A 21,048-nucleotide genomic window follows, 5' to 3' on the forward strand; every position below is an offset into this window, starting at 1 on the left:
TCGACCTGCGATCTTCTGCTATCATCATGCATGATCGCGGAGTTGAGTATCCGTGAAGGCCGGCAGCCGTATTGACCGGTTGTTGTCCCGGTTCGATGTTCGCCTGATGCCGAGCTGCGGCAGGAGATCGGCGATGGAATCGGACTGGGAACGGGCCGGCCAAGCACCGCCCGCCAACGACAATGCCGGCCAAGCCGGCAGGATTGATCCACGCCTGCTTGTGATCGCCTGGGCCATCGGCCGGCAGATCGCGCGGGAGCTGCTCCGGGCCGAGGCCGCCAATGACAACCGGCCGAACGTATCAGACCAGGGGAGAGACGAGATATGACCCAGGTTGCCCTTTACGCCCGCTATTCCGACGACAGCCAGAACGCCGCCTCGATCGAGGACCAGTTTCGCATCTGCCGGGAGCAGGCTGAGCGTGAGGGCATGGTCGTGGCCTGCACCTACCAGGACCCCGCTATTTCAGGCGCCAGCATCATCCAGCGGCCCGCCATCCAGGCCTTGCTCAAGGCGGCGCAGCGCCGCCGCTTCGAGGTGGTCATGGCCGAAGCTCTCGACCGGATCAGCCGGGATCAGGCGGATGTGGCGATCCTCTTCAAGCACCTCCGCTTCGCTGGCGTGCGCATCGTCACCCTGGCGGAGGGCGAGATCACGGAGCTGCATGTCGGGCTCAAGGGCACGATGAACGCCCTGTTCCTGAAGGACCTCGCGGCGAAAACTCATCGCGGCATCCGCGGCCGGGTGGAGAAGGGCCGGTCCGGCGGCGGGCTCTGCTATGGCTATGACGTGGTCAAGCGCACCGATGCCGAGGGCGACCCGCTCCGTGGTGAGCGGCGGATCAACGAGGCCGAGGCCACTGTGGTCCTGCGGATCTTCCGGGAGTTTGCGGCCGGCCGCTCGCCGCATGCGATTGCGACCGGGCTGAACGCTGACGGCATCCCCGGGCCACTTGGCCGGGAGTGGGCCGACACCACCATTCGGGGCCATGCCTCCCGCGGTACTGGCATCCTCAACAACGAGCTTTATGCCGGGGCGCTGGTCTGGAACCGGCTTCACTTCGTCAAGGACCCGACCACCGGCCGGCGGGTGTCGCGGCCGAACCCAGAGGCGAAGTGGATCCGCACCGAAGTGCCGGCGCTTAGCATCGTCGGCGATGAGCTGTGGCAGGCCGTGAAGGCGCGGCAGGCCGTCCTGGCGAAACAGTTCGAGGCGACCACGATCGCGGTGCGCAAGGCGCGGGCGAAGACAATGCACAGCCTGCGCCGTCCGGCCTTTCTGCTGTCGGGTCTGCTCATCTGCGGCTGCTGCGGCGGCAAGTACGGCATCATGGCCGCGGGCCGCTACGGTTGCCTCGCGCACTTCCGACGTGGGCGCTGCGATAACTCAAGGACGATCATGCGGGAGAAGATTGAAAAGCGCGTGCTGGCCGGCCTGACCGATAAGCTGATCTCGCCTGAAGCGGTGGCAGAGGCAGTGCGATCCTGTGTCGAGCAGACCAACCACGAGAACCATGAGCGGAGGGCGCGGGAGGAGGCGGATCGTGCCGCCCTGATCCGGATCGAGCGCGGCATCCGCGGCATCATGCAGGCAATCGAGGACGGCATGTACCAGCCGTCGATCAAGGCACGCATGAACGAGCTGGAGCGACAGAAGGCCGACATCGAGGCCCGACTCAACGAGGCGCCGGCCGACATCCCGGATGTGCATCCGAACGTGGCTGAGATCTATCGGCGGAAGGTGCGGGAACTCACGGAGACCTTGGCACATCCCGAGACCCGGGACGAAGCGGCGGAGGCGATCCGGTCGCTGGTGGGGCAGGTGGTGCTGACACCGGGCGAGGGCAGGGGAGTGGTCAAGGCCCGGCTAAGCGGCGAATTGATGGCTATCCTCGACTTCGCAGCCGGCCGCCGGCCGCCGCCCCGGCCCGAAGTGATAACAACCGCGGTTGCGGGTCCCCGATTTGAACCTGCGATCGATTTGAACCTGCACTGATCCGGGCGCACCACGAGTGACTGGGGTGCATCGAACGAAGGTGCAGTGTTCATCCGTGTACTGCAGTAGGGCGTCATGGCGGCCTCGTTCGGGGCAGGGCGAGATGCCGAGGTTTCGAAGGGCGGCAGGGTTTGTGAATGTGTTTCTAACCCATTGATTTGCTGCAGGCCCCGAACTGAGGTTTGTAGACGACAAGCTGTTGATTCATTGAGGATCTTTAGCTTCCACCCGGCTCGCCACTCCCCTTCGTGAAGCGCCCGATCGAGAGGCCTCAGCCGTCGAGCCGGGCCACGCGCAGGCGCAGCGCATTGGCGATCACCGAGACCGAGCTCAGCGCCATGGCCGCCGCCGCGATCTCCGGGCTCAGCAGGAGGCCGAAGGCCGGGTAGAGGATCCCGGCCGCCACCGGCACCCCGACCGCGTTGTAGAGGAAGGCGAAGACCAGGTTCTGGCGGATGTTGCCCATGGTCGCCTGGCTGAGCGCCCGGGCCCTTGCGATGGCGGCGAGATCGCCCTTCACCAAGGTCACATGCGCGCTTTGGATCGCCACGTCGGTGCCGGTGCCCATGGCGATGCCGACATCGGCCTCGGCCAGGGCCGGGGCGTCGTTCACCCCGTCGCCGGCCATCGCCACCACCCGGCCCTCGGCCTTGAGACGCCGGACGATCGCGCCCTTGTCCTCGGGCAGCACCTCGGCCTCGACCTCGTCGATGCCCAGTCGGCCGGCCACCGCCGCGGCCGTTGTCCGGCTGTCGCCGGTCAGCATGACGATGCGCATTCCCTCGGCGCGCAGCGCTGCGAGCGCGCTCTGGGTCGATGGCTTGATCGGGTCGGCGACCACGATCAGCCCGGCGACGGTGCCGTCCACGGCCAGGTGCATCACCGTGGAGCCGTCGCGCCGCAGCGTCTCGGCCTCGGCCGCCAGCGGCCCGGCGGCGATGCCCAGCTCCTGCAGCAGGGCGGCATTGCCGAGCGCGACCTCCCGGCCGTCCGCGCGGCCGGCGACGCCCTTGCCGGTCAGCGACCGGAACTCCGCCACCGGCGCCGGCGCCGCGCCGCGTTCCGCCGCGCCGGCCAGGATGGCGGCGGCCAGCGGATGCTCGCTGCCGCGTTCGAGCCCGGCGGCGAGGCGGAGAAGGTCGGTTTCGTCCCGGCCCGGCGCCGCGGCGATGCGGACCAGGCGCGGCTTGCCTTCGGTCAGGGTGCCGGTCTTGTCGAAGACCAGGATGTCGACGGTCTCGAGCCGCTCCAGCGCCTCGGCGTCCTTGATCAGCACGCCGAGCCGGGCGCCGCGCCCGATCCCGACCATGATCGACATCGGCGTGGCCAGGCCGAGGGCGCAGGGGCAGGCGATGATCAGCACCGAGACCGCGGCGACGAGGCCGTAGGACAGGGCAGGGGAGGGACCCCAGACCGCCCAGGCGACGAAGGCGAGCACCGCGATCAGCACCACCAGCGGCACGAACCAGCCGGAGACCCGGTCGGCCAGGCGCTGGATCGGCGCCCGGCTGCGCTGGGCCTGGCCCACCATCTCGACGATGCGGGCCAGCACGGTCTCGCCGCCGACCCGCTCGGCCCGCATGACGAAGCCGCCGGTGCCGTTGATGGTGCCGCCGACCACCTTGTCGCCGGTCGACTTCTCGACCGGGATGGCCTCGCCGGTGATCATGCTTTCGTCGATCACGCTGCGGCCCTCGGCCACCACGCCGTCGACCGGCACCTTGTCGCCCGGCCGGACGCGCAGCCTGTCGCCGACATGGACGTGTTCGAGCGGGATCTCCTCATCCGATCCGTCGTCGCGGACGCGCTGCGCCAGCTTGGGCGCGAGATCCAGCAGGGCCCGGATCGCGCCGCCGGTGCGCTCGCGCGCCCGCAGCTCCAGCACCTGGCCCAGCAGGACCAGGACGGTGATCACCGCCGCCGGCTCGAAATAGACCGCGACGATGCCGTCCATGCCGCGGAAGCCGTCGGGGAACAGGCCGGGCGCCAGGGTCGCGACCAGGCTGTAGAGATAGGCGGCGCCGGTTCCCAGCGCGATCAGGGTGAACATGTTTAGGCTGCGCCGGACGATCGACTGCCATCCGCGCACGAAGAACGGCCATCCCGCCCACAGCACGACCGGCGTGGCGAGGATGAGCTGGGCCCAGACCGCGGCGCGGGCGCCGATCCACCGGGCGACGTCGATCCCGAGCAGATGCCCACCCATCTCCAGCAGCAGGACCGGGATGGTGAGAACGAGGCCGATCCAGAACCGCCGGGTCATGTCGATGAGTTCGGGGTTCGGGCCGGCCTCCGCCGTGGCCCGCTCCGGCTCCAGCGCCATGCCGCAGATCGGGCAGTTGCCGGGGCCCTCCTGCCGGATCTCCGGATGCATCGGGCAGGTGTAGATGGTCCCGGCCGGAGCCGGGGCCTGGTCCTTCACCGCATGGCCATGGGCGGCCATCGAATGGCCATGGCCGGCGTGGCCGTGATGAGGGCTGGAATGGTCGTGGTCTGGGTGGCCCATCGTCGGCTCTCGTCACTGTGTTTTCAGAGAGATGGGGATTCCAGTTCCTGGAAGGTCAAGATGCCGGACGGCCCGGAATGGGGGTGGCTTCAGCCCCGCGGCGCCCCCATATCCAAACCTGTCCTCGAGACAGCCCGAAGCTGAAGGAAATCGAAGTCATGGCGGAAAAGCCGATCAAGATCCCCGGTCCGGACCATCCGATCACGATCGCGCCGAATCCGGGCCGCGTCGTCGTCACGGTCGCCGGCCGCGTCGTCGCCGACACCCGGGCGGCGCTGACGCTGCGCGAGGCCTCGTATCCGGCGGTCCTGTACATCCCGCGCCAGGATGCCGACATGGCGCTGCTGCAGCGCACCGACCACAGCACCTACTGCCCCTACAAGGGCGACGCGTCCTATTACAGCATCCCCGGCGGCGGCGAGCGGTCGGCCAATGCGATCTGGACCTACGAGGCGCCCCACGAGGCCGTCGCCGCGATCAAAGACCACCTCGCCTTCTACCCCGACCGGGTCGACGCGATCTCGGAGCAGCCCTGAGGGTTGGAGCGGCTCCGCGCGGTCGCCTGCGCGGAGCCGTCACCTATTCGGCGATCCGGGTCAGCCGGGCGCCGTGGCTGAGCGCCGGGTCGAAATCGCCGGTGGCGCTGCCGGGTGCTGTGCGCAGCAGCAGTGACACCGGCGCCTCGCCCCGCGCCGCCAGGGCCGCCGCAGCCCGCTCGGGGCCGGCCAGGCGGATCGACGCATTGCCGAGGGCGATCGGGGCGGCGGCGTCGGCCGGGGTGCCCAGCAGGGCGCCGTAGCGCCAGGCGCTGACCTGCGGATTCTCCACCGCGATCTCGATCGCGGCGACGCCGACCACGCCGTTGGCATGGCGCCGGACATCGCCTTCCGGCACCCGAAGGGCGCGCGGCGTGACGTCGCCACACAGGAACGGCAGGTCCGAGGTCGAGGCCCGGGCCGTGCGCCAGTCCAGCCGCACCCCGTCCAGCCGCAGCCGGCCGCCGTCGTTCGGGCCGTCGAGGTCGAGGCCGCGCGCCTTGGCCGCCGCGACATCGGCGGCGATGTCGCCGGGCAGCAGGGCATAGTCGACGAAGCCGTCGCCGGCCTCGTCCAGCACCCGCCACCAGCGGAACTCCGGATTCGGCCGCTTGAAGGCGATCAGCTCGATATAGGCGCCGTCGGCGAAGACGATCAGCGCGTTGTGGCTGGCGCCGCCGGTGTGCTCCCCACCCACCGTCACGGTGAAGCCGAGCGTCGTGTAGTCGGCGATGGTCCGGTCCAGGTCGCGGACGGCGATCACCACATGGTCGAGCGACAATCCCATATCAGCTCTCCTTCGGCCTCACGCGGCGCGCGTGTCCGGCTCGCCCAGCGACAGCATCAGCCGGTTGGCCCAGTTGAAGAAGGCGGCGCCCTGCACGACGTCGGCGATCGCCGCATCGTCCAGCCCGGCCGCGCGCAGCCGCTCGACATGCTCGGGCCCGAAGGCCGGCGGCGTCGCCGTCAGGGCCGCCGAGGCAGCGACGACCGCGTTCCAGCGTTCGCCGAGGTCGGCGCCGACGCCCTCGTCCAGCAGGCGCTGGACATCCTCGCCGCGCTTGGAATGGGTGGTGGCGAAGCGGGAATGGACCGAGGCGCAGTAGATGCAGCCGTTGAGGCGCGAGGCCGCGGCGGCGGCCAGTTCGCGCTCTGCGCGCGGCAGGCCGCCCTCGGGGTTGTAGAAGATGTCCTTGTCGGTCCTGGTCCGCGCCTGCAGCACGTCCGGGTCGCGCACCAGCAGCCGGAAATAGTCGGATTTGGCGCGGGCGGCATCGACCAGCCCGGCCCAGTGGCGTTCGGTCAGCTGGTCGGCCGGGAACGGCTCGAGCCAGGGCAGCCAGTCGAGCTCGGCCTGGGTGAAGGCGACGGGCGGATGGCCATCGGGATAGGTGAGGACGGTCTCGGTCATGATCGATGCCTCAGGCGGCGGCCAGGGCGCGCAGCCCGGCGACGACGCGGATCTGGAAGGACAGGAAGGCGACCAGCTGCGACAGGGTGACGATGTCGGTGGTCGACCAGCCGGCGTCGAGCAGCGCCTGCAGCGCGGCGGCACTGGCGTCGCGCGGCCGGAACACCAGCAGATGGGTGTGCTCCAGCGCCGCGGTCAGGCGGGGGCCGAGGACGCGCCGGGAGTCGTCCGCGACCCGGTGGACCGGACCGGACACATCCTCGACGCTCAGGGGGCCGGCGGGGTAATGGCCATAGGGGCCGGTCGCCGCCCCACGCTCCGCTTCCGCCGCCAAGGCGGCGGCAATGGCGGCGGAACCGTCCTGCCCGACCAGGGCGTCGGCGTAGAAGCCGGCCGGCGCCGGCTCGCGGTGCAGCGCGGCGACGAAGGCGGCGACGGCGCGGCGCTCCAGCGCCGTCACGGTGCCGGGGATCTCGGGCTCGAACAGCGCCAGCCAGCTCTTCTGCGCATTCTCCCGGGCCGTCGGCCGCTGCGCCCGGATGCCGTCGAGGCGGGAGCCCGGCTCGATCCCGGCCAGCAGGTCGATGACATCGGCCGTCGGTGCGGTCATGGTTTCCATCCTTCCAGTGTTCGTGGGGTGGCCGGGCGGCGCTCAGCGTGCCGCGGCGACCCGGATTCCGTCGGTGGCGGCCCGGCGCGCCCAGCCCAGGGCCGGCGCCACCTGTTGGGCGACCAGCTCGATCGAGCGCAGGATCAGCGGGTGCGGCGGGTCGACCGAATGCACCTGGACCACCAGGTCGGTGACGCGCTCCAGCGTGGTGTCCGCGGCCAGCGAGGCGATCACCTCCTCCGGCGTGCCGAGATGCACGTCGAAGGCGGCGATCAGCTCGTCCAGCGTGTCGGCCGGAGCGCCGCGCCCGGCGGCGGCGAAGCGGTCGGCCTGCCGGCGCAGGCCGCGTTCGGCGAAGCGCCGGGCCTCGGCGCGGTCATCGGCGACGAAGACGCTGCGCGATCCCAGGATGCGGGGCTCGATTCCGGCGGGCAGCGCCGCGAGATAGGCGTCGACGATCGGGTTCTGCAGGTCGGCGAGCGACGCGTCGGGGGCGGAGGCCGGGCGCGGCTGGGTGCGCGACAGCATCAGCCCGTCGCCGGCCGCGCCGGCCCGGGCGCCGCCGGCGACCGAGAAGGTCGCTTGCCACAGGCGGCCGAGCAGCTGCGGCGCCGCGGGGTACAGCCGGGTGTCGCCGCCGTCGAGCGGCCGGCCGCCCCAGGCGTCGAGCAGCACGCGCAGGTGCCGGCCGAAAATCTCCGAACGCTCGGCGCTGTCCAGGCCGAAGGCGGCGAAGGCCGAGGGCGTGCCGCCGGTGCCGAGGCCGATTTCGAGCCGTCCGCCCGACAGCAGGTCCAGCACCGCGGTGTCCTCGGCCACCCGCACCGGGTTCTCCAGCGGCAGGGTGATGATGCCGGTGCCGAGGCGGATCCGCGAGGTTCGCGCCGCCACCTGCGCCAGGAAGACCAGCGGCGCCGGCAGCCCACCCTCGGCCTCGTGGAAATGATGCTGGGCGACCCAGGCGGAATCGAAGCCATGCCGCTCCGCCGCGACGATCTGCTCGGTCGCCAGGCGATAGCGCTCCCCGGCGCTGGCCTCGTCGAGCAGGCGGGTGAAGAAGCCGAGCCGTTTTGCGTTCACTGCTGTCGTGCCTTCGTGATCTTGGGTCATGCCGGGACGGGGACCTTGCCGCCGGGCGAACGGGCCGACCCCGGTATCGCGTCCAGAAGCTCGCGCGTGTAGGCGCTGCCCGGGCGCAGGAACACATCCTCGACGGTGCCGCTGTCGACCTGGCGGCCATTGTGCAGGACCGACACGGTGTCGGAGATCTGGCGGACCACGGCGAGGTCGTGGGAGATGAACAGGTAGGTCAGGCCCAGCTCCTTCTGCAGCTCGTCCAGCAGGGCCAGGATCTGCGCCTGGACGGTGACATCGAGGGCGGAGACCGCCTCGTCCAGCACCAGCACCTGGGGGTCCAGCACCAGGGCGCGGGCGATGGCGACGCGCTGCCGCTGGCCGCCCGACAGGGCTCGCGGCCGGCGGGTCAGCACGGCCCGGGGCAGCCCGACCCGGTCGAGCATGTCCTGCACCTTGGCCGCCCGCTCGGCCTTCGGCAGCCGGTCGAAGTTCAGCAGCGGCTCCTCGATGATCTCGAAGATGCTCTGCCGCGGGTCGAGCGACCCGAACGGGTTCTGGTAGACCAGCTGGATGGTCCGGCGGAACCGGCGCAACGCCTCGCCCTTCAGGGTCGCCGGATCGGTGCCGTTGATCAGGATGCGGCCCGAGCTGGGCTTCTGGAAGCCGACCACGGCGCGCACCGTGGTGGTCTTGCCCGACCCGGATTCGCCGACCAGGGCGTGGGTGGTCCCGCGCCGCACCGCGAAGGACACGCCGTCGACCGCCCGGAACGGTTCGCCCCGCCGGCCGCCGGACGCGAAGTCCTTGACCAGGGCCTCGACCACGATGGCGTCATCGGCGCCGGCTTGGGGCCGCGGGCCGCGGAATTCGGCCTTCGCCATGGATGGGGCGTCGGCCAGCAGCTGCCGGGTGTAGGGGCTGCGCGGCGCCGCCAGGACCTCGGCGGTCGGGCCCTGCTCCTGGATGCGGCCGCCCTGCAGCACCACCAGCCGGTCGGCCCGGTCGGCGGCGACGCCGAGGTCATGGGTTACCAGCAGCACCGCGGTGCCGTATTCGCGGCGCAGCTCGTCGATCAGGTCCAGGATGCGCCGCTGCACGGTGACGTCGAGCGCGCTGGTCGGCTCGTCGGCGATGATCAGGGACGGCTGCAGCGCGATGGCGATGGCGATCAGCACGCGCTGCTTCATGCCGCCGGACAGCTCATGCGGATACTGCGTCGCCCGCAAATCCGGGTCGGACAGGCCGACGCGGCCCAGCAGTTCGATCACCCGGGCCCGGTTCGTCGCGCGGTCGCCGCGGCGGTGGATGGTCAGGATCTCCTCGACCTGGGCGCCGATGGTCTTGACCGGGTTCAGCGAGCTGCCGGGATCCTGCGGGATCAGGCTGATCCGGGCGCCGCGGATGGCGTCGAGCCGCTTCTGCGACCAGCCGGAGATGTCGGTCCCGGCCAGCCGGATCGCGCCATGGTCCAGCCGGCCGTTCTCGGCCAGCAGGCCGATGACCGCCTGGGCGGTCGTGGTCTTGCCCGAGCCGGATTCCCCGACCAGGGCGACGACTTCGCCCGGCAGGATCCGGAAGCCGACCCCGTCGACGACGCGCTGCGCGCCGTTGTGGCCGTCGCGGTAGGAGACGCTGAGGTTCTCGACCTCGAGCACCGGGAGCGCTTCGCCGGTCATGCCGCCTCCCGCCCGAGCGACCGGCCGATGCGGTTGGCCGACAGCACGACCAGCACCACGACCAGCCCGGGCACGGTGGTCAGCCACCATGCGGTGGCGATGTAGTTGCGGCCCTCGGCGATCAGCAGCCCCCATTCCGGGGTCGGCGGCGGGGCGCCGTAGCCGAGGAAGCCGAGGGTCGAGAGCCACAGGATGGCAGTGCCGAACTGCAGCGCCGACAGGGCGATCACCGAGGTCAGGGAGTTCGGCAGGATGTGCCGCCACAGCACCGCGCCGAAGCTGCCGCCGCTGCCGAAAGCGGCCTCGACATAGTCGGTCCGCCGCACCCGCACCACCTCGGACCGCGACAGCCGCGCGAACCGCCCGATGGTGGTCAGGCCGACGGCGATCGCCGCGTTCATGGTGCCGAAGCCCAGCAGGATGACGATGCTGAGGCACAGCAGCAGGGCCGGGACCGACAGCAGGACATCGACGATGCGCATGACGACATCGTCGATCCGGCGGCCGGCCGAGCCCGCGACCAGGCCCATCGCGGTGCCGACGATCAGGCCCACGGCGACCGCGACGAAGGCGCCGGAGAGGGAGTTCACCGCGCCATGGACGATGCGGGCGAACACGTCCCGGCCCAGGGCGTCGGTGCCCAGGATGTGCTCGATACTGGGCGGGCGCAGCTTTTCGCGCGGGACGCCCGCTATGCCGCTGTAGCTGGTGAACAGGCCGGGGGCGATGGCCCACAGCGCGACGATGGCGATCACCAGCCAGGACAGCAGCAGGCCCGGCTGCAACCGGCCGAGCAGCGGTCGCCGGCGCCGGTCGGCCGGCAGCGCGACCGAGGCGCGGACCTCCAGCCCCTCATCCGAAGGCAGCAGCGTGCGGTCGGCGGTGTGCAGCGTGGTCATGCGGCGGCTCCCAGCCTGGATCTGAGACGGGGGTCGAGCACCGGGACCAGCAGGTCCACGGCCAGGTTGACGGCCACGAACACCGCCGCCGACAGCACGACGACGGCCTGGATCACCGCCGTGTCCTGGTTGCGCACCGCGTGCTCGGTCATGCTGCCCAGGCCGTTCAGCCCGAACACCGTCTCGGTGATCACGGCGCCGGCCAGCAACTCGCCCGACAGCACGCCGGCGATGGTCAGGGTGGGCAGCAACGCGTTGCGCGCCACATGGCGCCACAGCACCCAGGCCCGCGACGCGCCCTTGGCCCGGGCCACCGCCACGAAGGGATGGGTCAGCACCTCGTCGATGTTGCGCACCAGGATCTGGGCCAACGGCGCCGAGATCGGGATGGCCAGGGTCACCATCGGCAGGATCAGGCCTTCCCACGGCCCGGGATTGATCACCGGGATCAGCTTCAGCCGGAACGAGAACAGCTGGATCAGCATGATGCCGAGCCAGAAGGTCGGCACCGACACGAACAGCGAGGGCAGGGCCTGGAGGACGGAGCGCAGCCAGGAGAAGGACGCGAGGCTGGACAGGGCGGCGATCGCCACCGCCAGCAGCACGGCCAGCGCGAAGCCGAAGGCGGCCAGGCGGAAGGTCGGCGGCAGGTTGGCCAACAGGCCGTCGCCGACCGGCACGCCGGCCTGGACCGAATAGCCGAAATCCCCGGTCAGGAAATTGCCCAGCGTGTGCAGATACTGCGCCCACACCGGGCTGTCGGCGCCGTAGGATTCCCGGATCTCGGCGATCTGGACCGGGCTCAACCCCAGATCCGGATTCTGGAACTTGATCAGGATCGCGTCGCCCGGCAGGGCCTGCAGCAGGATGAAGGATGCCGTGAAGGCGGCCCACAGCACCACCACCGCCTGTCCCACCCTGCCGATCAGATATCTGGACATCGGGCCTCCTGCGCGATCCGGGATCCGCTGCGGCTCAGTGCGCCGCCAGCCAGGCGCCGTAGAAGCTGGGGCGGCCGACCGCCTCGAAGGCGACGCCCTTGGCGTAGGGCGCGCCGGCGAAGGCCTGCGGCTCCTCGAAGATTGGGATGGCATAGGCCTGGTCCAGCACATAGGCCTGGACCTCGGCGACGATCTGCAGCCGCTTGGCCGTGTCCGGCTCGGACGACAGCGCCACCAGCAGGCCGTTCAGCTTGTCGTCGACGAAGCTCTTCACCTTGGTGCTGGCGCCGCCCTTCTGCCGCAGCACGTCGCGGTTGGTCGGGTAGAACTGGCTCTTGATCACGTCGGGGTCGGCGCGGCCGACCATGGCCGGCGACACCGGCGTCTTCTCCGGGTCGAGATTGTCGACCGTGGCGCTGCCGGCATCGCCGGCCAGCACGTTCAGCTTGACCCCGACGCGGCCCCATTGCTGGGCCACCAGCTGCAGCGTCTCCTTGTTCTGCGGCTGCGGCAGGGATTCATAGGCGGTCAGCACCAGCTCGCGCCCGTCCTTCTGGCGCAGCCCGTCGGCGCCGACGGTCCAGCCGGCCTCGTCGAGCAGCCGCTTCGCCTCGGCCTCGTCATGGGTCAGCTTGGCCGACAGGTCGACATAGCCCTGCGCCGTCGAGGCGATGACCGAGGTCGCCTTCGGATAGTTGTCGGAGAACAGGGTGCCGACGATCTCGTCGGCGTCGGTGGCGTGCAGCAGCGCCTGGCGCACCCGCACATCCGCCACCAGCGGATTGTCCGGCCGGAACACCACGCTGTTGTTCACGCCGCGGGTCGGCGCGGCATAGACGAGGTAGCCCTGGTCCTTCACCTGCGGCTCGTCATAGGCCTGGACCTGGCGGATGAAATCGGCCTGGCCGGCCAGCAGCGCGCCGATCCGGACGCTGTCCTCCGGCGTCACGATCAGCTTGATGCCGTCGAGATAGGCGCGGCCCTGATGCGCCAGCGGCGCCGGCCCCCAGTTGTAGTCCGCCCGGGCCTTGAAGGTCAGTTCCTTGCCCAGGGTCTCGCTCTCGACCACGAAGGGGCCGGACCCGATGATCCTGGTCGCGTCGCCCAGCTCCTCGAACGGCCGCGCCAGGGTGGCCAGCGAGACGAGGCCGGAGCCGATCACCGATGTGCCCTGCAGGAAGCCCGGCGACGGCTTCTTGAAGAAGAAGCGCACCGTGTGCGCGTCGACCACCTCGCTGTGGTCGTAGTTGTTGATCACCTCCGACACCGGCTGCTTCAGGGCGGCATTGCCCTTGCCATAGGTGTCGAAGTTCTTCGCCACCGCATTGGCGTCCAGCGGCGTGCCGTCGGAGAAGGTGACGCCGCTGCGGATCTTGAAGGTGTATTCGGTGGCGTCGGCGTTGACGGTCCAGGATTCCGCGATCCACGGCTCGATCTTCAGCGTCTTCGGATCCTGCCAGGTCAGCTTGTCGGTGATCTGGTTCAGCACGCCGCCATTCGGATAGAACCCGCCCGCCGGGGGATACAGGTTGGTGTGGGGCTGCTGCTCGAGATAGACCAGCGTGCCGCCGGTGACGGGCGTGTCCGCATCGCCGGCGGCCGATGACGGGGCCGCGAGCAGCATCGTCGACAGCAGGGCGGCGACAGCTCCGGCGGTGGTTCTGAGACGGTGGTTGATCGGCACGATGGTCCCCCTCATCGCCGGACTCGGCGCTGCGATTTCCGCAAGAAAAATATGTGTATCAGCCGCGTGTGATGTGCCGAGTCCCGCCTTTGATCCGGCGATTGCCCGAAACAACGAGAGATAGATATTATTAGATATAATTTACCATGCAAGAAAAGTTTATAACCAATATATACGTATTAATAGTGTTATTTATGATGAAGCGAAGCCGCAGGCGAGCCGGGGCTTCGCCCTGCGGACGGCTTTATCTTGCGGTGCGTTCAGGTCGGCGTTGCGGCGCCTTGCACCGCGCGGCGCAGGGCCGCCCGGGCCAGCAGGCGGGTGGAATCGAGCGTCGGCAACGGCGAGTTCCCGTCGTTCATGATCAGCGGGATCTCGGTGCAGCCCAGGATGACCGCGTCGCAGCCCTGGTCCTTCATCCGCCCGATCACCCGCTGGAAGGCGGCGACCGCCTCGGGCTTCAGCACGCCGTAGACCAGCTCGTCCATGATGATGCGGTTGGTCTCGTCGCGCTCGGCGTCGGTCGGGCGCAGGAACTCCAGCCCCACCGTCGTCAGTTTGTCCGGATAGACCTCGCTGTCGACCAGCCAGCGGGTGCCGGTGACGCCGAGGCGCCGGAAGCCGCGCGCCACGGCCTCGTCGGCGACGACCTCGGCGATGTGCAGCCAGGGCAGGGGCGACCGCGGCAGGACGTCGGGCATCGCCTGGTGGATGGTGTTGTCCGGGCAGATCAGGAAGTCGGCGCCGGCCCGGGCCAGCCTGGCCGCCGAGTCCAGCATCAGCGCGGCCACGCCCTGCCGGTCGCCGCGTTCGAGGCAGGCGACATAGTCGGCCAGCGACGGCGTGTGCATCGAGATCTCAGGGTGGGCGTGCGGGCCGAGCAATTGCGCGCCCTCGGCGCAGATGGTGCGGTAGCACAGCGCCGCGCCTTCGGCGGAGCAGCCCACGATGCCGATGTGGTCGGGCATGACGGTCGGGTTCCATGAGGCGGAGTGGGGCCGCGCGGCCGCGGCGGACGTCCCATGGAGTATCGCCGAGGCCGGCGGGGCTTTCCAGTCCGCTCCCCCTCTACGGTCCCGACCCCCACTTCCTGCGGAACCGGGCGGAGGCGTCCTGCAGGATGGCGCCGCCATGCCCGAAGCAGGCGATCTGGAAATCCAGCGCCGCCAGCCGGCCCAGGCTGCGTCTGCCCTCCTCGAGATCCTCGTATCCCAGGCTCAGGCCCAGGCCCGGCAGGTTGCTGCAGGCATCGGCCGCGAACAGCACGCCGCCATGCTGCGGCCACAGGAACGCCAGCTGTCCGGCGCAGTGGCCGGGAACGTGGATCGCCGTCAGGCCCCCGGCGATCGGCAGGGTCTCGCCGTCGCGGACCTGGTGTTCGACGGTGGCCGGCGCGATCGCGTCGACCGGCCGGACAAACAGCCGGAACATCAGGCCGGTCAGCCGGCCCGGCGCCGGGTGGACGGCACGGAACCCGGTCCCGGCGATCGCAATCGGGGCATCGAGCGGGTGCATGTAGGCCACCGCCCCGGTCGCCCCCTTCAGCACGGCGAGGCTGCCGATGTGGTCGGGATGGGCGTGGGTCAGGACGATGTGGCGGAGATCGGATGGCTGCTTCCCGATCTGCCGCATCGCCCGCAGGATCCTGTCCGCGCTGCCCGGGAAGCCGGTGTCGATCAGGGTGCAGCCCCTGCACGAATCGAGCAGGAAGGTGTTCATCGCGCCGACGGGAATGGCGTAGAGGCCGGGCGCGATCAGCTTGGGCGCCATGGTCTCTCAGCCGCAGCATCCCGACTCGCCGCCGTCCTGCCTGCATCGGCCTCGATCATTCAGCCGCCGAACGCATCTGGGCGCGGCGCGGCGCCTCGGCCGGCTGTTCGTTCGACGCGTCGGGCGCCGTGGCTTCCGAGCGGTCATAGGTGCCGAGGCCGATCGCCATGGCGTAGGTCCGGCGCTGCTTGGCGTAGTTCGGGGCGATCATGGGATAGGTGGCCGGCAGCCCCCAGCGCTGGCGATAGGCCTCCGGGGTCAGGTTGTATGTGGCCAGCAGGTAGCGCTTCAGCAGCTTCCGCTTCCGGCCGTCCTCGAGGCAGACGATGTAGTCCGGCATCACCGACTTCTTCACGGGCACCGCGGGCTTCAGCTGGTTCGAGGCCGGTCGGGCCGTCGTATCGAGGTCGTGGAGCGCGTCATGGACCTGGCGGATGACGTCCGGAAGATCCCGGCTCGAGACCTTGTTGTGCGAGAGATAGGCGGTGACGATCTGGGTGGTGAGGGGCCGCATCTTGTCTGTCGCCTGGGTTTCACCGGCAGCGAGCTGGTTGTCGTTCATCAACATTCTCCACGGGAGATGGGCAAAGTCTGGATCGGCTCGGACGAACCCGCTCGTGGACTAGGCGAAGTCCTCGACGAGACGGGGCTCCCTGCGGTCCCGGCGCTCTGTCTCCAGGTCCTTGGTCGGACCCGGCATCCCGACCGGTTCACCAGCGAACACTACGGGAGGTGGCCCCTGGGAGAATGTCTGTGGGGTTTATTTTTGTTACGTTTTGTGTCCGATGTTTCAGTCTGTAACGAAGCGCGCCGGTTCGGTGTCCGCGATCAGGTGCGGCTGAGGTCCTCGATGACCTCGGAAACCCGGCGCCAGGCGTGGCTCAGCTCGATGTCGCCGTTATCCAGCGCCCGGGCCGCCAGCTGTACCGCGGCGCTGCCGGCCTGCCCGCCGTCCATCGCCATCAGCAGGCGGGCGCAGGCGACGGTGTCGCTGTGGTCCCGCCAAGCCGGATCGACGGTCATCGCGTGGCCTCCACGCTGCTGGCCGGTGCCGGCAATGTGATGCGGACGGTCAGGCCGGCGGGGTGCCGTTCCAGCAGGGATATGTCGCCGCCATGGCCCTTCACCACGTCCCGCGCGATCGAGAGGCCCAGGCCGAAGCCGTCGCCCGCCGCCCGCGCGTCGTCGGCCTTGAAGAAGGGTTCGAACACCCGGTCGCGCAGCTCGGCCTGGATGCCGGGGCCGTCATCCGACACCTCGATCTCGGCCGCACCGCCATTGCCGACCGCGAGGGCCACCGTCACCGACGAGCCGTGCTTGACGCCGTTCTCCACCACATTGGTGACGGCGCGGGTCAGCGCGCTGGGCCGGCAGGTCCAGGTCAGCCGGCCGGGCCCGGTGTAGGACACGGCATGGCCGACATCGGCGAAGTCGGAGCAGACGGTCTGCAGCAGGCTCGGCAGGTCGGTGCGCGACATGCATTCGGACCGGCCGTCCTGGCGCAGATAGTCCAGGGTCTCGTCCAGCATGCGGCTGACCCGCCCGATGTCATGCAGCATGGCGTCGCGCAGGCGCCGGTCCGCCACCCGCTCCGCCCGCAGCCGCAGGCGGGTCAGGGGGGTGCGCAGGTCGTGGCTGATGGCGGCCAGCATGCGCATGCGGTCGTCGAGCAGGGCGCGGATGCGGGTTCGCATCTCGTTGAGCGCGTCGGCGACCCGGACGATCTCGCGCGGGCCCTTGCGGCGCACCGCCTGGTCCTGGTCGGGGAACCGGCCGAAGGATTGCGTGGCGGCGGCGACGGCGGAGAGCGGCGCGATGATCCAGCGCACGGCGTAGACGGAGAGCAGCAGGACGACGACCAGCAGCGTGATCGAGGTCAGGGCGGTCGGCCCCAGGACGAAGTGCCACAGGTTGGGCCGCCGCGGCGCCTCGAAGACCAGGGCGCTGCCGTCGCTGATCCGGACCGCCAGTTGGCGGCCGCCCTGTCCCGGGTGCCGGACCACCTCGATCACGTCGTTGCCGCGATCGAGCCCTGGCTCGCGGGCCTCCAGCTCCGGCAGGCCGGGCAGGTCGGCGCGGGGCAGGGTCTCGAACTCGCCCGGCGGGACCTGGGTGACCTGGACGCCAGCGCGCCGGGCGGTGGCGATGATCACCGCTACATCGGCCGGGGTCTCCGCCGCCTGGGCCAGCTGTGCGATCTGTGCGATCCGGACGACCGGGCGGTCCCGAGACGATGGCCCGCCGGTGACCACGAAGGTGGCCGTCGCGGTCAGCACCGTGCCGATCAGCACGGAGAGCGTGACGATGCCGGTGATCTGGGTGGTGATGCTGCGGGGAATCAGGCGATCCGGAAACCGCATCAGCCCTCCTTCACGGTCGGGGTGAAGACATAGCCCCCCAGACGTACGGTCTTGATCAGCGTGGGGTCGCGCGGATCCGGCTCGATCTTCTGGCGGATGCGGCTGACATGGACGTCGATGCTGCGTTCGATCGGGCCCGACGCGCCGGAATGGACCAGCTCCAGCAGCTGCTCGCGCGACAGCACCCGGCCGGGGTTGCGGCACAGCACCAGCAGCAGGTCGAACTCCATGCTGGTCATGGCCACCCTGACGCCGTCCGGGTCGTGCAGCTGCCGCAGCGCGGCGTCGATCCGCCATCCGGCGAAACCCAGCGGCCGGGCGCGGCTGCGGACGGCTGTGTGCCCGCCCTGGGCGCGGCGCAACAGGGCGCGGATGCGCGCCATCAGCTCGCGCGAGTTGAACGGCTTGGGCACATAGTCGTCGGCGCCGATCTCCAGCCCGATGATCCGGTCGATGTCCTCGCCGCGCGCCGTCACCATGATGATCGGGATCTCCGACGCCGCCCGCAGCCGGCGGCAGATGCTCAGCCCGTCCTCGCCCGGCAGCATGATGTCGAGCACGATCAGGTCCACCGTCTTGCGGGCCAGGAACGCATCCATGTCGACTGCCGAACCCACCGAGGAGGCGATGAACCCGCTCTCGGACAGCACGTCGGTCAACATCCGCGAGATCTCGGGATCGTCCTCGACCAGCAGGATGTGCGGTTTCGCGGCAGGTCGGGTCGAACGGACGGGCGCCATGGCGTCGCTTGGCTTGACTGTCGGGATGAGGGGAAAGGCTTCGAGGCTGGCCCATTGTCGGTGCCGCACTGCCCCGCGTCACGTGATGTTGTGTGTCTTTTTGTTTCCGCCGCACCAGTGGTTTCGGGATAGTGAGCCGATTGGGAAACCAATGCTTGCGACGGCCGGGCCGGGCTGATAGTTAGCTGATATAGAAACTGTTCAGCCGGGAGCCGGACCATGGCACTGACGCTGTACCTCCATCCGCTGGCCTCGTTCTGCCACAAGGTCCTGATCGCGCTGTACGAGAACGGCACGCCCTTCGAGGGCCGGATCGTCGACAAGCTGGACGAGGCGTCCGCAGCGGAATTCACCGCCGTCTGGCCGGTCGGCAAATTTCCGGTGCTGCGCGACGAGGCCCGTGGCCAGATGATCCCGGAAACCAGCATCATCATCGAGTATCTCGACCGCCATCACCGCGGCCCGGTGCCGCTGCTGCCCGACGATCCCGACCTGGCCCTGCAGGCGCGGCTGTGGGATCGGTTCTTCGATCTCTACGTCCAGGGGCCGATGCAGAAGCTGGTGACCGATCTGCGGCGGCCGGACGGGCAGAAGGACCCCCAGGGCGTCGCCGAGGCGAAGGCGACGCTGGCCACCGCCTACGATGTGATCGAACGGCAGCTGGAAACGGGGCCCTGGGCGATCGGCGAGGCATTCAGCATCGCCGACTGCGCCGCCACCCCGGCGCTGTTCTACGCCGGCACCCTGGTGCCCTTCGCCGCGAGCCATCCGCGGACGGCCGCCTATTTCGAGCGCCTGGTGGCGCGCCCCTCGGTGGTCCGCACCCTCAGGGAGGCGCGGCCCTACTTCCATTTCTACCCGGCATACGACGCCATCCCGGCGCGGTTCCTCGCGGATTGAGCCGGGTGCCGTGACTCCGGACCCGCTCGACCGCCTGTTCCACGCGCTGTCGGACCCGACCCGCCGCGGCATGGTCGACCGGCTGAGCCGGGGGCCGGCTTCAGTGAAGGAGCTGGCGCGGCCGCTGGCCATGGCGCTGCCGTCGGTGCTGAAGCACCTGCATGTGCTCGAGGCCGGCGGCATCGTGCTGTCGGAGAAGGCCGGCCGGGTGCGGACCTACCGGATCGAGGCCGCGGCTTTGGCCCTGATCGAGGGCTGGGTGGCCGACCGCCGGGCCTCCTGGAATGGTCGCTTCGATCGTCTCGACCGCTATCTCGCCGACCACCCCGACGACCCTGGAGCCCAGGAATGACCATCCGATCCGTCGCCCACGAGACCTTCGTCATCGAGCGCAGCCTGGCCGCCCCGCCGCGCCGTGTCTTCGCCGCCTGGGCGAATGCCGAGGCCAAGCGCAGCTGGTTCGCCTGCCACGACGATTGGGCCGGGGTCGAGTACAGCCTCGATTTCCGCGTCGGCGGGACCGAGCTGAACCGGGTCGCTCCGCCGGGCCACCCCGACCACCTCTACCAGGCGCGGTTCCTCGACATCGTTGCCGACCAGCGCATCGTCTACGCCTATGACATGCAGGTCGGGCAGACGCGGATCTCGGTATCGCTGGCGACCGTCGTCCTTGAACCGTCCGCCGCCGGCACCGCGATGACCTTCACCGAGCAGGTGGTGTTCCTCGATGGCTACCCCGACCAGGGCAGCCGGCGACGTGGAACCGAGGAGGGGCTGGACCGGCTGGCGCTGTTCGTGCGGCAGGCGGGGCCGGCCCGCCAGTAAGTCACCCCGCCGCGGCGCTCCATTTCGCGTCGGGTACCACCACCAGCTTGCCGACGAAGCCCTTGGCGATGAAATCGGCCTGGGCGCGGCGGAAGTCGGACAGGCGGTAGATGCCGCCGACCAGGGGCTTGAGCTTGCCGTCCTCGATATAGCGCACCAGCCGCCGGAACGCGCCGCGGGTGCCCTGGGACGAGCCGTGCAGCTCGAGGTGCTTCAGATACATCGTCCGCAGGTCGAGCTGCACCACCGGGCCGGCGATGGCGCCGGCGGTGGTGTAGCGCCCCTCCGGCCGCAGGATGCGCAGCAGGTCGTTGAACATGGCACCGCCGACCAGATCGGCGACGACGTCGATCGGCCGGCCCTTGGTCGCGGCCTCCACCGCTGAGACCAGGTCGCCGGCGTCGCGGGTGATCACGGCTTCGGCACCGATCGCTGCCACCGCATCCTCCTTGCCGCGCCCGACCACGGCATAGGGGATGGCGCCGCGGGCCCGGCACAGCTGGACGATGCCGGAGCCGACGCCGCCGGAGGCACCGGTGACCAGCACCCGCTCGCCCGCCGCCACCCGGGCCCGGTCCAGCATGTGCTCGCCGGTCAGGTAGGCGCAGCAGAAGGTGGCCAGCTCGACATCGGTCATCGGTGTGTCGACGCGATGGGCGTGATCGGCCGGAACGGTCATGTAGTCGGCATAGCCGCCGTCGCGGCCGTGGCCGATGTAGTCGATGTCGGCCAGGCTGTCGTCATCGCGGTTGTAGATGCTGAAATCGACCATCACCCGTTCACCGATCCGCCCGGCGGGCACGCCGGGGCCGACCGCGGCGATGCGGCCGACCGCGTCGGTGCCCTGGATCCGCGGGAAGGTCAGGGTCGACCGTTCGCCGCGGCCGCGCCAGCTCGACACCGCGTCCGGATCGGCCTCGGTGCCATAGGCGCCTTCGCGGACCCAGACATCGGTGTTGTTCATGCCGCAGGCCGAGACCGCGATCAGCACCTCGCCGGCGGCCGGCCTCGGCACCGGCACGTCGCTGCGATGGACCAGCTTGTCCGGCCCGCCATGGCCGGTCAGGACCACGGCGTGCATGGTGGCGGGGATGGTTTCGGCGATCATGGCGTCCCTC

The 21,048-nt window shown here is 70.1% G+C and carries 22 protein-coding genes; 6 read left to right on the forward strand and 16 right to left on the reverse strand.

Annotation, left to right across the window (positions count from 1 at the left end; translation table 11 throughout):
* Positions 1-52: 52 nt before the first annotated feature.
* A complete protein-coding gene (locus tag AB4112_RS15960; RefSeq protein ID WP_309793119.1) occupies positions 53-328 on the forward strand; it encodes a hypothetical protein in 276 nt (91 codons plus the stop codon).
* Positions 325-1,995 carry a recombinase family protein gene (locus AB4112_RS15965; RefSeq protein ID WP_309793118.1) on the forward strand — a complete coding sequence of 557 codons (1,671 nt, stop codon included), beginning with the start codon at positions 325-327 and terminating at the stop codon, positions 1,993-1,995. Before AB4112_RS15960 ends, AB4112_RS15965 begins: the two co-directional genes overlap by 4 nt.
* Before the next feature lie 271 nt (positions 1,996-2,266).
* On the opposite strand, the gene AB4112_RS15970 is transcribed toward AB4112_RS15965, so the two are convergent.
* Positions 2,267-4,501: a copper-transporting P-type ATPase gene (locus tag AB4112_RS15970; protein WP_309793117.1), complete on the reverse strand. Its 2,235-nt coding sequence runs from the start codon at positions 4,499-4,501 to the stop codon at positions 2,267-2,269.
* A 158-nt stretch (positions 4,502-4,659) separates the two neighbouring features.
* Here AB4112_RS15970 and AB4112_RS15975 point away from each other — a divergent pair, with 158 nt between their 5' ends.
* Positions 4,660-5,037: a DUF427 domain-containing protein gene (locus AB4112_RS15975; RefSeq protein WP_309793116.1), complete on the forward strand. Its 378-nt coding sequence runs from the start codon at positions 4,660-4,662 to the stop codon at positions 5,035-5,037.
* A gap of 43 nt (positions 5,038-5,080) precedes the next feature.
* On the opposite strand, the gene AB4112_RS15980 is transcribed toward AB4112_RS15975, so the two are convergent.
* The 14 genes from AB4112_RS15980 to AB4112_RS16045 form a co-directional block, all read right to left on the reverse strand.
* Positions 5,081-5,824, reverse strand: a complete 744-nt coding sequence (locus AB4112_RS15980; protein WP_441720946.1) for a VOC family protein — start codon at positions 5,822-5,824, stop codon at positions 5,081-5,083.
* Between the two features lie 18 nt (positions 5,825-5,842).
* Entirely contained in the window at positions 5,843-6,448 is a 606-nt protein-coding gene (locus AB4112_RS15985) for an alkylhydroperoxidase domain protein (protein WP_441720949.1), read from the reverse strand.
* Positions 6,449-6,458: 10 nt separating this feature from the next.
* A complete protein-coding gene (locus AB4112_RS15990; RefSeq protein ID WP_441720952.1) occupies positions 6,459-7,058 on the reverse strand; it encodes a CMD domain protein in 600 nt (199 codons plus the stop codon).
* Between the two features lie 42 nt (positions 7,059-7,100).
* On the reverse strand, positions 7,101-8,168 hold the full coding sequence (locus AB4112_RS15995; protein WP_441720955.1) for a putative FMN-dependent luciferase-like monooxygenase: 1,068 nt from the start codon (positions 8,166-8,168) through the stop codon (positions 7,101-7,103).
* Positions 8,165-9,811: a dipeptide ABC transporter ATP-binding protein gene (locus AB4112_RS16000; RefSeq protein WP_441720958.1), complete on the reverse strand. Its 1,647-nt coding sequence runs from the start codon at positions 9,809-9,811 to the stop codon at positions 8,165-8,167. Before AB4112_RS16000 ends, AB4112_RS15995 begins: the two co-directional genes overlap by 4 nt.
* Entirely contained in the window at positions 9,808-10,710 is a 903-nt protein-coding gene (locus AB4112_RS16005; RefSeq protein WP_441720960.1) for an ABC transporter permease, read from the reverse strand. The genes AB4112_RS16000 and AB4112_RS16005 overlap by 4 nt, the downstream gene beginning before the upstream one ends.
* Positions 10,707-11,651 carry an ABC transporter permease gene (locus AB4112_RS16010; protein WP_441720963.1) on the reverse strand — a complete coding sequence of 315 codons (945 nt, stop codon included), beginning with the start codon at positions 11,649-11,651 and terminating at the stop codon, positions 10,707-10,709. The genes AB4112_RS16005 and AB4112_RS16010 overlap by 4 nt, the downstream gene beginning before the upstream one ends.
* 34 nt (positions 11,652-11,685) lie before the next feature.
* Positions 11,686-13,350 carry a TIGR04028 family ABC transporter substrate-binding protein gene (locus AB4112_RS16015; RefSeq protein ID WP_441720965.1) on the reverse strand — a complete coding sequence of 555 codons (1,665 nt, stop codon included), beginning with the start codon at positions 13,348-13,350 and terminating at the stop codon, positions 11,686-11,688.
* Positions 13,351-13,595: 245 nt separating this feature from the next.
* The gene (locus tag AB4112_RS16020) at positions 13,596-14,303 is read right to left on the reverse strand and encodes an aspartate/glutamate racemase family protein (RefSeq protein ID WP_441720967.1); all 708 of its coding nucleotides are present in this window, start codon (positions 14,301-14,303) and stop codon (positions 13,596-13,598) included.
* A gap of 100 nt (positions 14,304-14,403) precedes the next feature.
* The gene (locus AB4112_RS16025) at positions 14,404-15,105 is read right to left on the reverse strand and encodes an MBL fold metallo-hydrolase (RefSeq protein ID WP_441720970.1); all 702 of its coding nucleotides are present in this window, start codon (positions 15,103-15,105) and stop codon (positions 14,404-14,406) included.
* A gap of 55 nt (positions 15,106-15,160) precedes the next feature.
* Complete coding sequence (locus tag AB4112_RS16030; RefSeq protein ID WP_441720972.1) at positions 15,161-15,667, reverse strand: MucR family transcriptional regulator; 507 nt, start codon at positions 15,665-15,667, stop codon at positions 15,161-15,163.
* 266 nt (positions 15,668-15,933) lie between these two features.
* Entirely contained in the window at positions 15,934-16,128 is a 195-nt protein-coding gene (locus AB4112_RS16035; RefSeq protein ID WP_309793100.1) for a hypothetical protein, read from the reverse strand.
* Positions 16,125-17,465, reverse strand: a complete 1,341-nt coding sequence (locus AB4112_RS16040; protein ID WP_441720974.1) for an ATP-binding protein — start codon at positions 17,463-17,465, stop codon at positions 16,125-16,127. Before AB4112_RS16040 ends, AB4112_RS16035 begins: the two co-directional genes overlap by 4 nt.
* The gene (locus AB4112_RS16045) at positions 17,465-18,205 is read right to left on the reverse strand and encodes a response regulator (RefSeq protein WP_441720977.1); all 741 of its coding nucleotides are present in this window, start codon (positions 18,203-18,205) and stop codon (positions 17,465-17,467) included. The genes AB4112_RS16040 and AB4112_RS16045 overlap by 1 nt, the downstream gene beginning before the upstream one ends.
* Before the next feature lie 219 nt (positions 18,206-18,424).
* Between AB4112_RS16045 and AB4112_RS16050 the strand changes: the two genes are divergently transcribed.
* The 3 genes from AB4112_RS16050 to AB4112_RS16060 are packed head-to-tail and all read left to right on the forward strand — an operon-like array spanning position 18,425 to position 19,930.
* Positions 18,425-19,105: a glutathione S-transferase family protein gene (locus AB4112_RS16050; RefSeq protein ID WP_309793096.1), complete on the forward strand. Its 681-nt coding sequence runs from the start codon at positions 18,425-18,427 to the stop codon at positions 19,103-19,105.
* Between the two features lie 10 nt (positions 19,106-19,115).
* A complete protein-coding gene (locus AB4112_RS16055) occupies positions 19,116-19,457 on the forward strand; it encodes an ArsR/SmtB family transcription factor (RefSeq protein ID WP_309793094.1) in 342 nt (113 codons plus the stop codon).
* Positions 19,454-19,930 (forward strand): SRPBCC family protein, encoded by a 477-nt coding sequence (locus tag AB4112_RS16060; RefSeq protein ID WP_309793093.1) that lies wholly within the window; start codon positions 19,454-19,456, stop codon positions 19,928-19,930. The genes AB4112_RS16055 and AB4112_RS16060 overlap by 4 nt, the downstream gene beginning before the upstream one ends.
* Before the next feature lies 1 nt (position 19,931).
* Here the strand turns inward: AB4112_RS16060 and AB4112_RS16065 are convergent, their stop codons facing one another.
* The gene (locus tag AB4112_RS16065; protein ID WP_309793092.1) at positions 19,932-21,038 is read right to left on the reverse strand and encodes an alcohol dehydrogenase family protein; all 1,107 of its coding nucleotides are present in this window, start codon (positions 21,036-21,038) and stop codon (positions 19,932-19,934) included.
* Positions 21,039-21,048: the final 10 nt, after the last annotated feature.

This window comes from Inquilinus sp. 2KB_23 (assembly GCF_052115705.1).
Classification (GTDB): domain Bacteria; phylum Pseudomonadota; class Alphaproteobacteria; order DSM-16000; family Inquilinaceae; genus Inquilinus; species Inquilinus ginsengisoli_A.

Bases quoted from the DNA above. Each gene is read 5' to 3' on its own strand.
- AB4112_RS15965 (WP_309793118.1), top strand. From the start codon at position 325: ATGACCCAGGTTGCCCTTTACGCCCGCTATTCCGACGACAGCCAGAAC.
- AB4112_RS15970 (WP_309793117.1), bottom strand. From the start codon at position 4,501: ATGGGCCACCCAGACCACGACCATTCCAGCCCTCATCACGGCCACGCC.
- AB4112_RS15975 (WP_309793116.1), top strand. From the start codon at position 4,660: ATGGCGGAAAAGCCGATCAAGATCCCCGGTCCGGACCATCCGATCACG.
- AB4112_RS15980 (WP_441720946.1), bottom strand. From the start codon at position 5,824: ATGGGATTGTCGCTCGACCATGTGGTGATCGCCGTCCGCGACCTGGAC.
- AB4112_RS15985 (WP_441720949.1), bottom strand. From the start codon at position 6,448: ATGACCGAGACCGTCCTCACCTATCCCGATGGCCATCCGCCCGTCGCC.
- AB4112_RS15990 (WP_441720952.1), bottom strand. From the start codon at position 7,058: ATGACCGCACCGACGGCCGATGTCATCGACCTGCTGGCCGGGATCGAG.
- AB4112_RS15995 (WP_441720955.1), bottom strand. From the start codon at position 8,168: ATGACCCAAGATCACGAAGGCACGACAGCAGTGAACGCAAAACGGCTC.
- AB4112_RS16000 (WP_441720958.1), bottom strand. From the start codon at position 9,811: ATGACCGGCGAAGCGCTCCCGGTGCTCGAGGTCGAGAACCTCAGCGTC.
- AB4112_RS16005 (WP_441720960.1), bottom strand. From the start codon at position 10,710: ATGACCACGCTGCACACCGCCGACCGCACGCTGCTGCCTTCGGATGAG.
- AB4112_RS16010 (WP_441720963.1), bottom strand. From the start codon at position 11,651: ATGTCCAGATATCTGATCGGCAGGGTGGGACAGGCGGTGGTGGTGCTG.
- AB4112_RS16015 (WP_441720965.1), bottom strand. From the start codon at position 13,350: ATGAGGGGGACCATCGTGCCGATCAACCACCGTCTCAGAACCACCGCC.
- AB4112_RS16020 (WP_441720967.1), bottom strand. From the start codon at position 14,303: ATGCCCGACCACATCGGCATCGTGGGCTGCTCCGCCGAAGGCGCGGCG.
- AB4112_RS16025 (WP_441720970.1), bottom strand. From the start codon at position 15,105: ATGGCGCCCAAGCTGATCGCGCCCGGCCTCTACGCCATTCCCGTCGGC.
- AB4112_RS16030 (WP_441720972.1), bottom strand. From the start codon at position 15,667: ATGAACGACAACCAGCTCGCTGCCGGTGAAACCCAGGCGACAGACAAG.
- AB4112_RS16035 (WP_309793100.1), bottom strand. From the start codon at position 16,128: ATGACCGTCGATCCGGCTTGGCGGGACCACAGCGACACCGTCGCCTGC.
- AB4112_RS16040 (WP_441720974.1), bottom strand. From the start codon at position 17,465: ATGCGGTTTCCGGATCGCCTGATTCCCCGCAGCATCACCACCCAGATC.
- AB4112_RS16045 (WP_441720977.1), bottom strand. From the start codon at position 18,205: ATGGCGCCCGTCCGTTCGACCCGACCTGCCGCGAAACCGCACATCCTG.
- AB4112_RS16050 (WP_309793096.1), top strand. From the start codon at position 18,425: ATGGCACTGACGCTGTACCTCCATCCGCTGGCCTCGTTCTGCCACAAG.
- AB4112_RS16060 (WP_309793093.1), top strand. From the start codon at position 19,454: ATGACCATCCGATCCGTCGCCCACGAGACCTTCGTCATCGAGCGCAGC.
- AB4112_RS16065 (WP_309793092.1), bottom strand. From the start codon at position 21,038: ATGATCGCCGAAACCATCCCCGCCACCATGCACGCCGTGGTCCTGACC.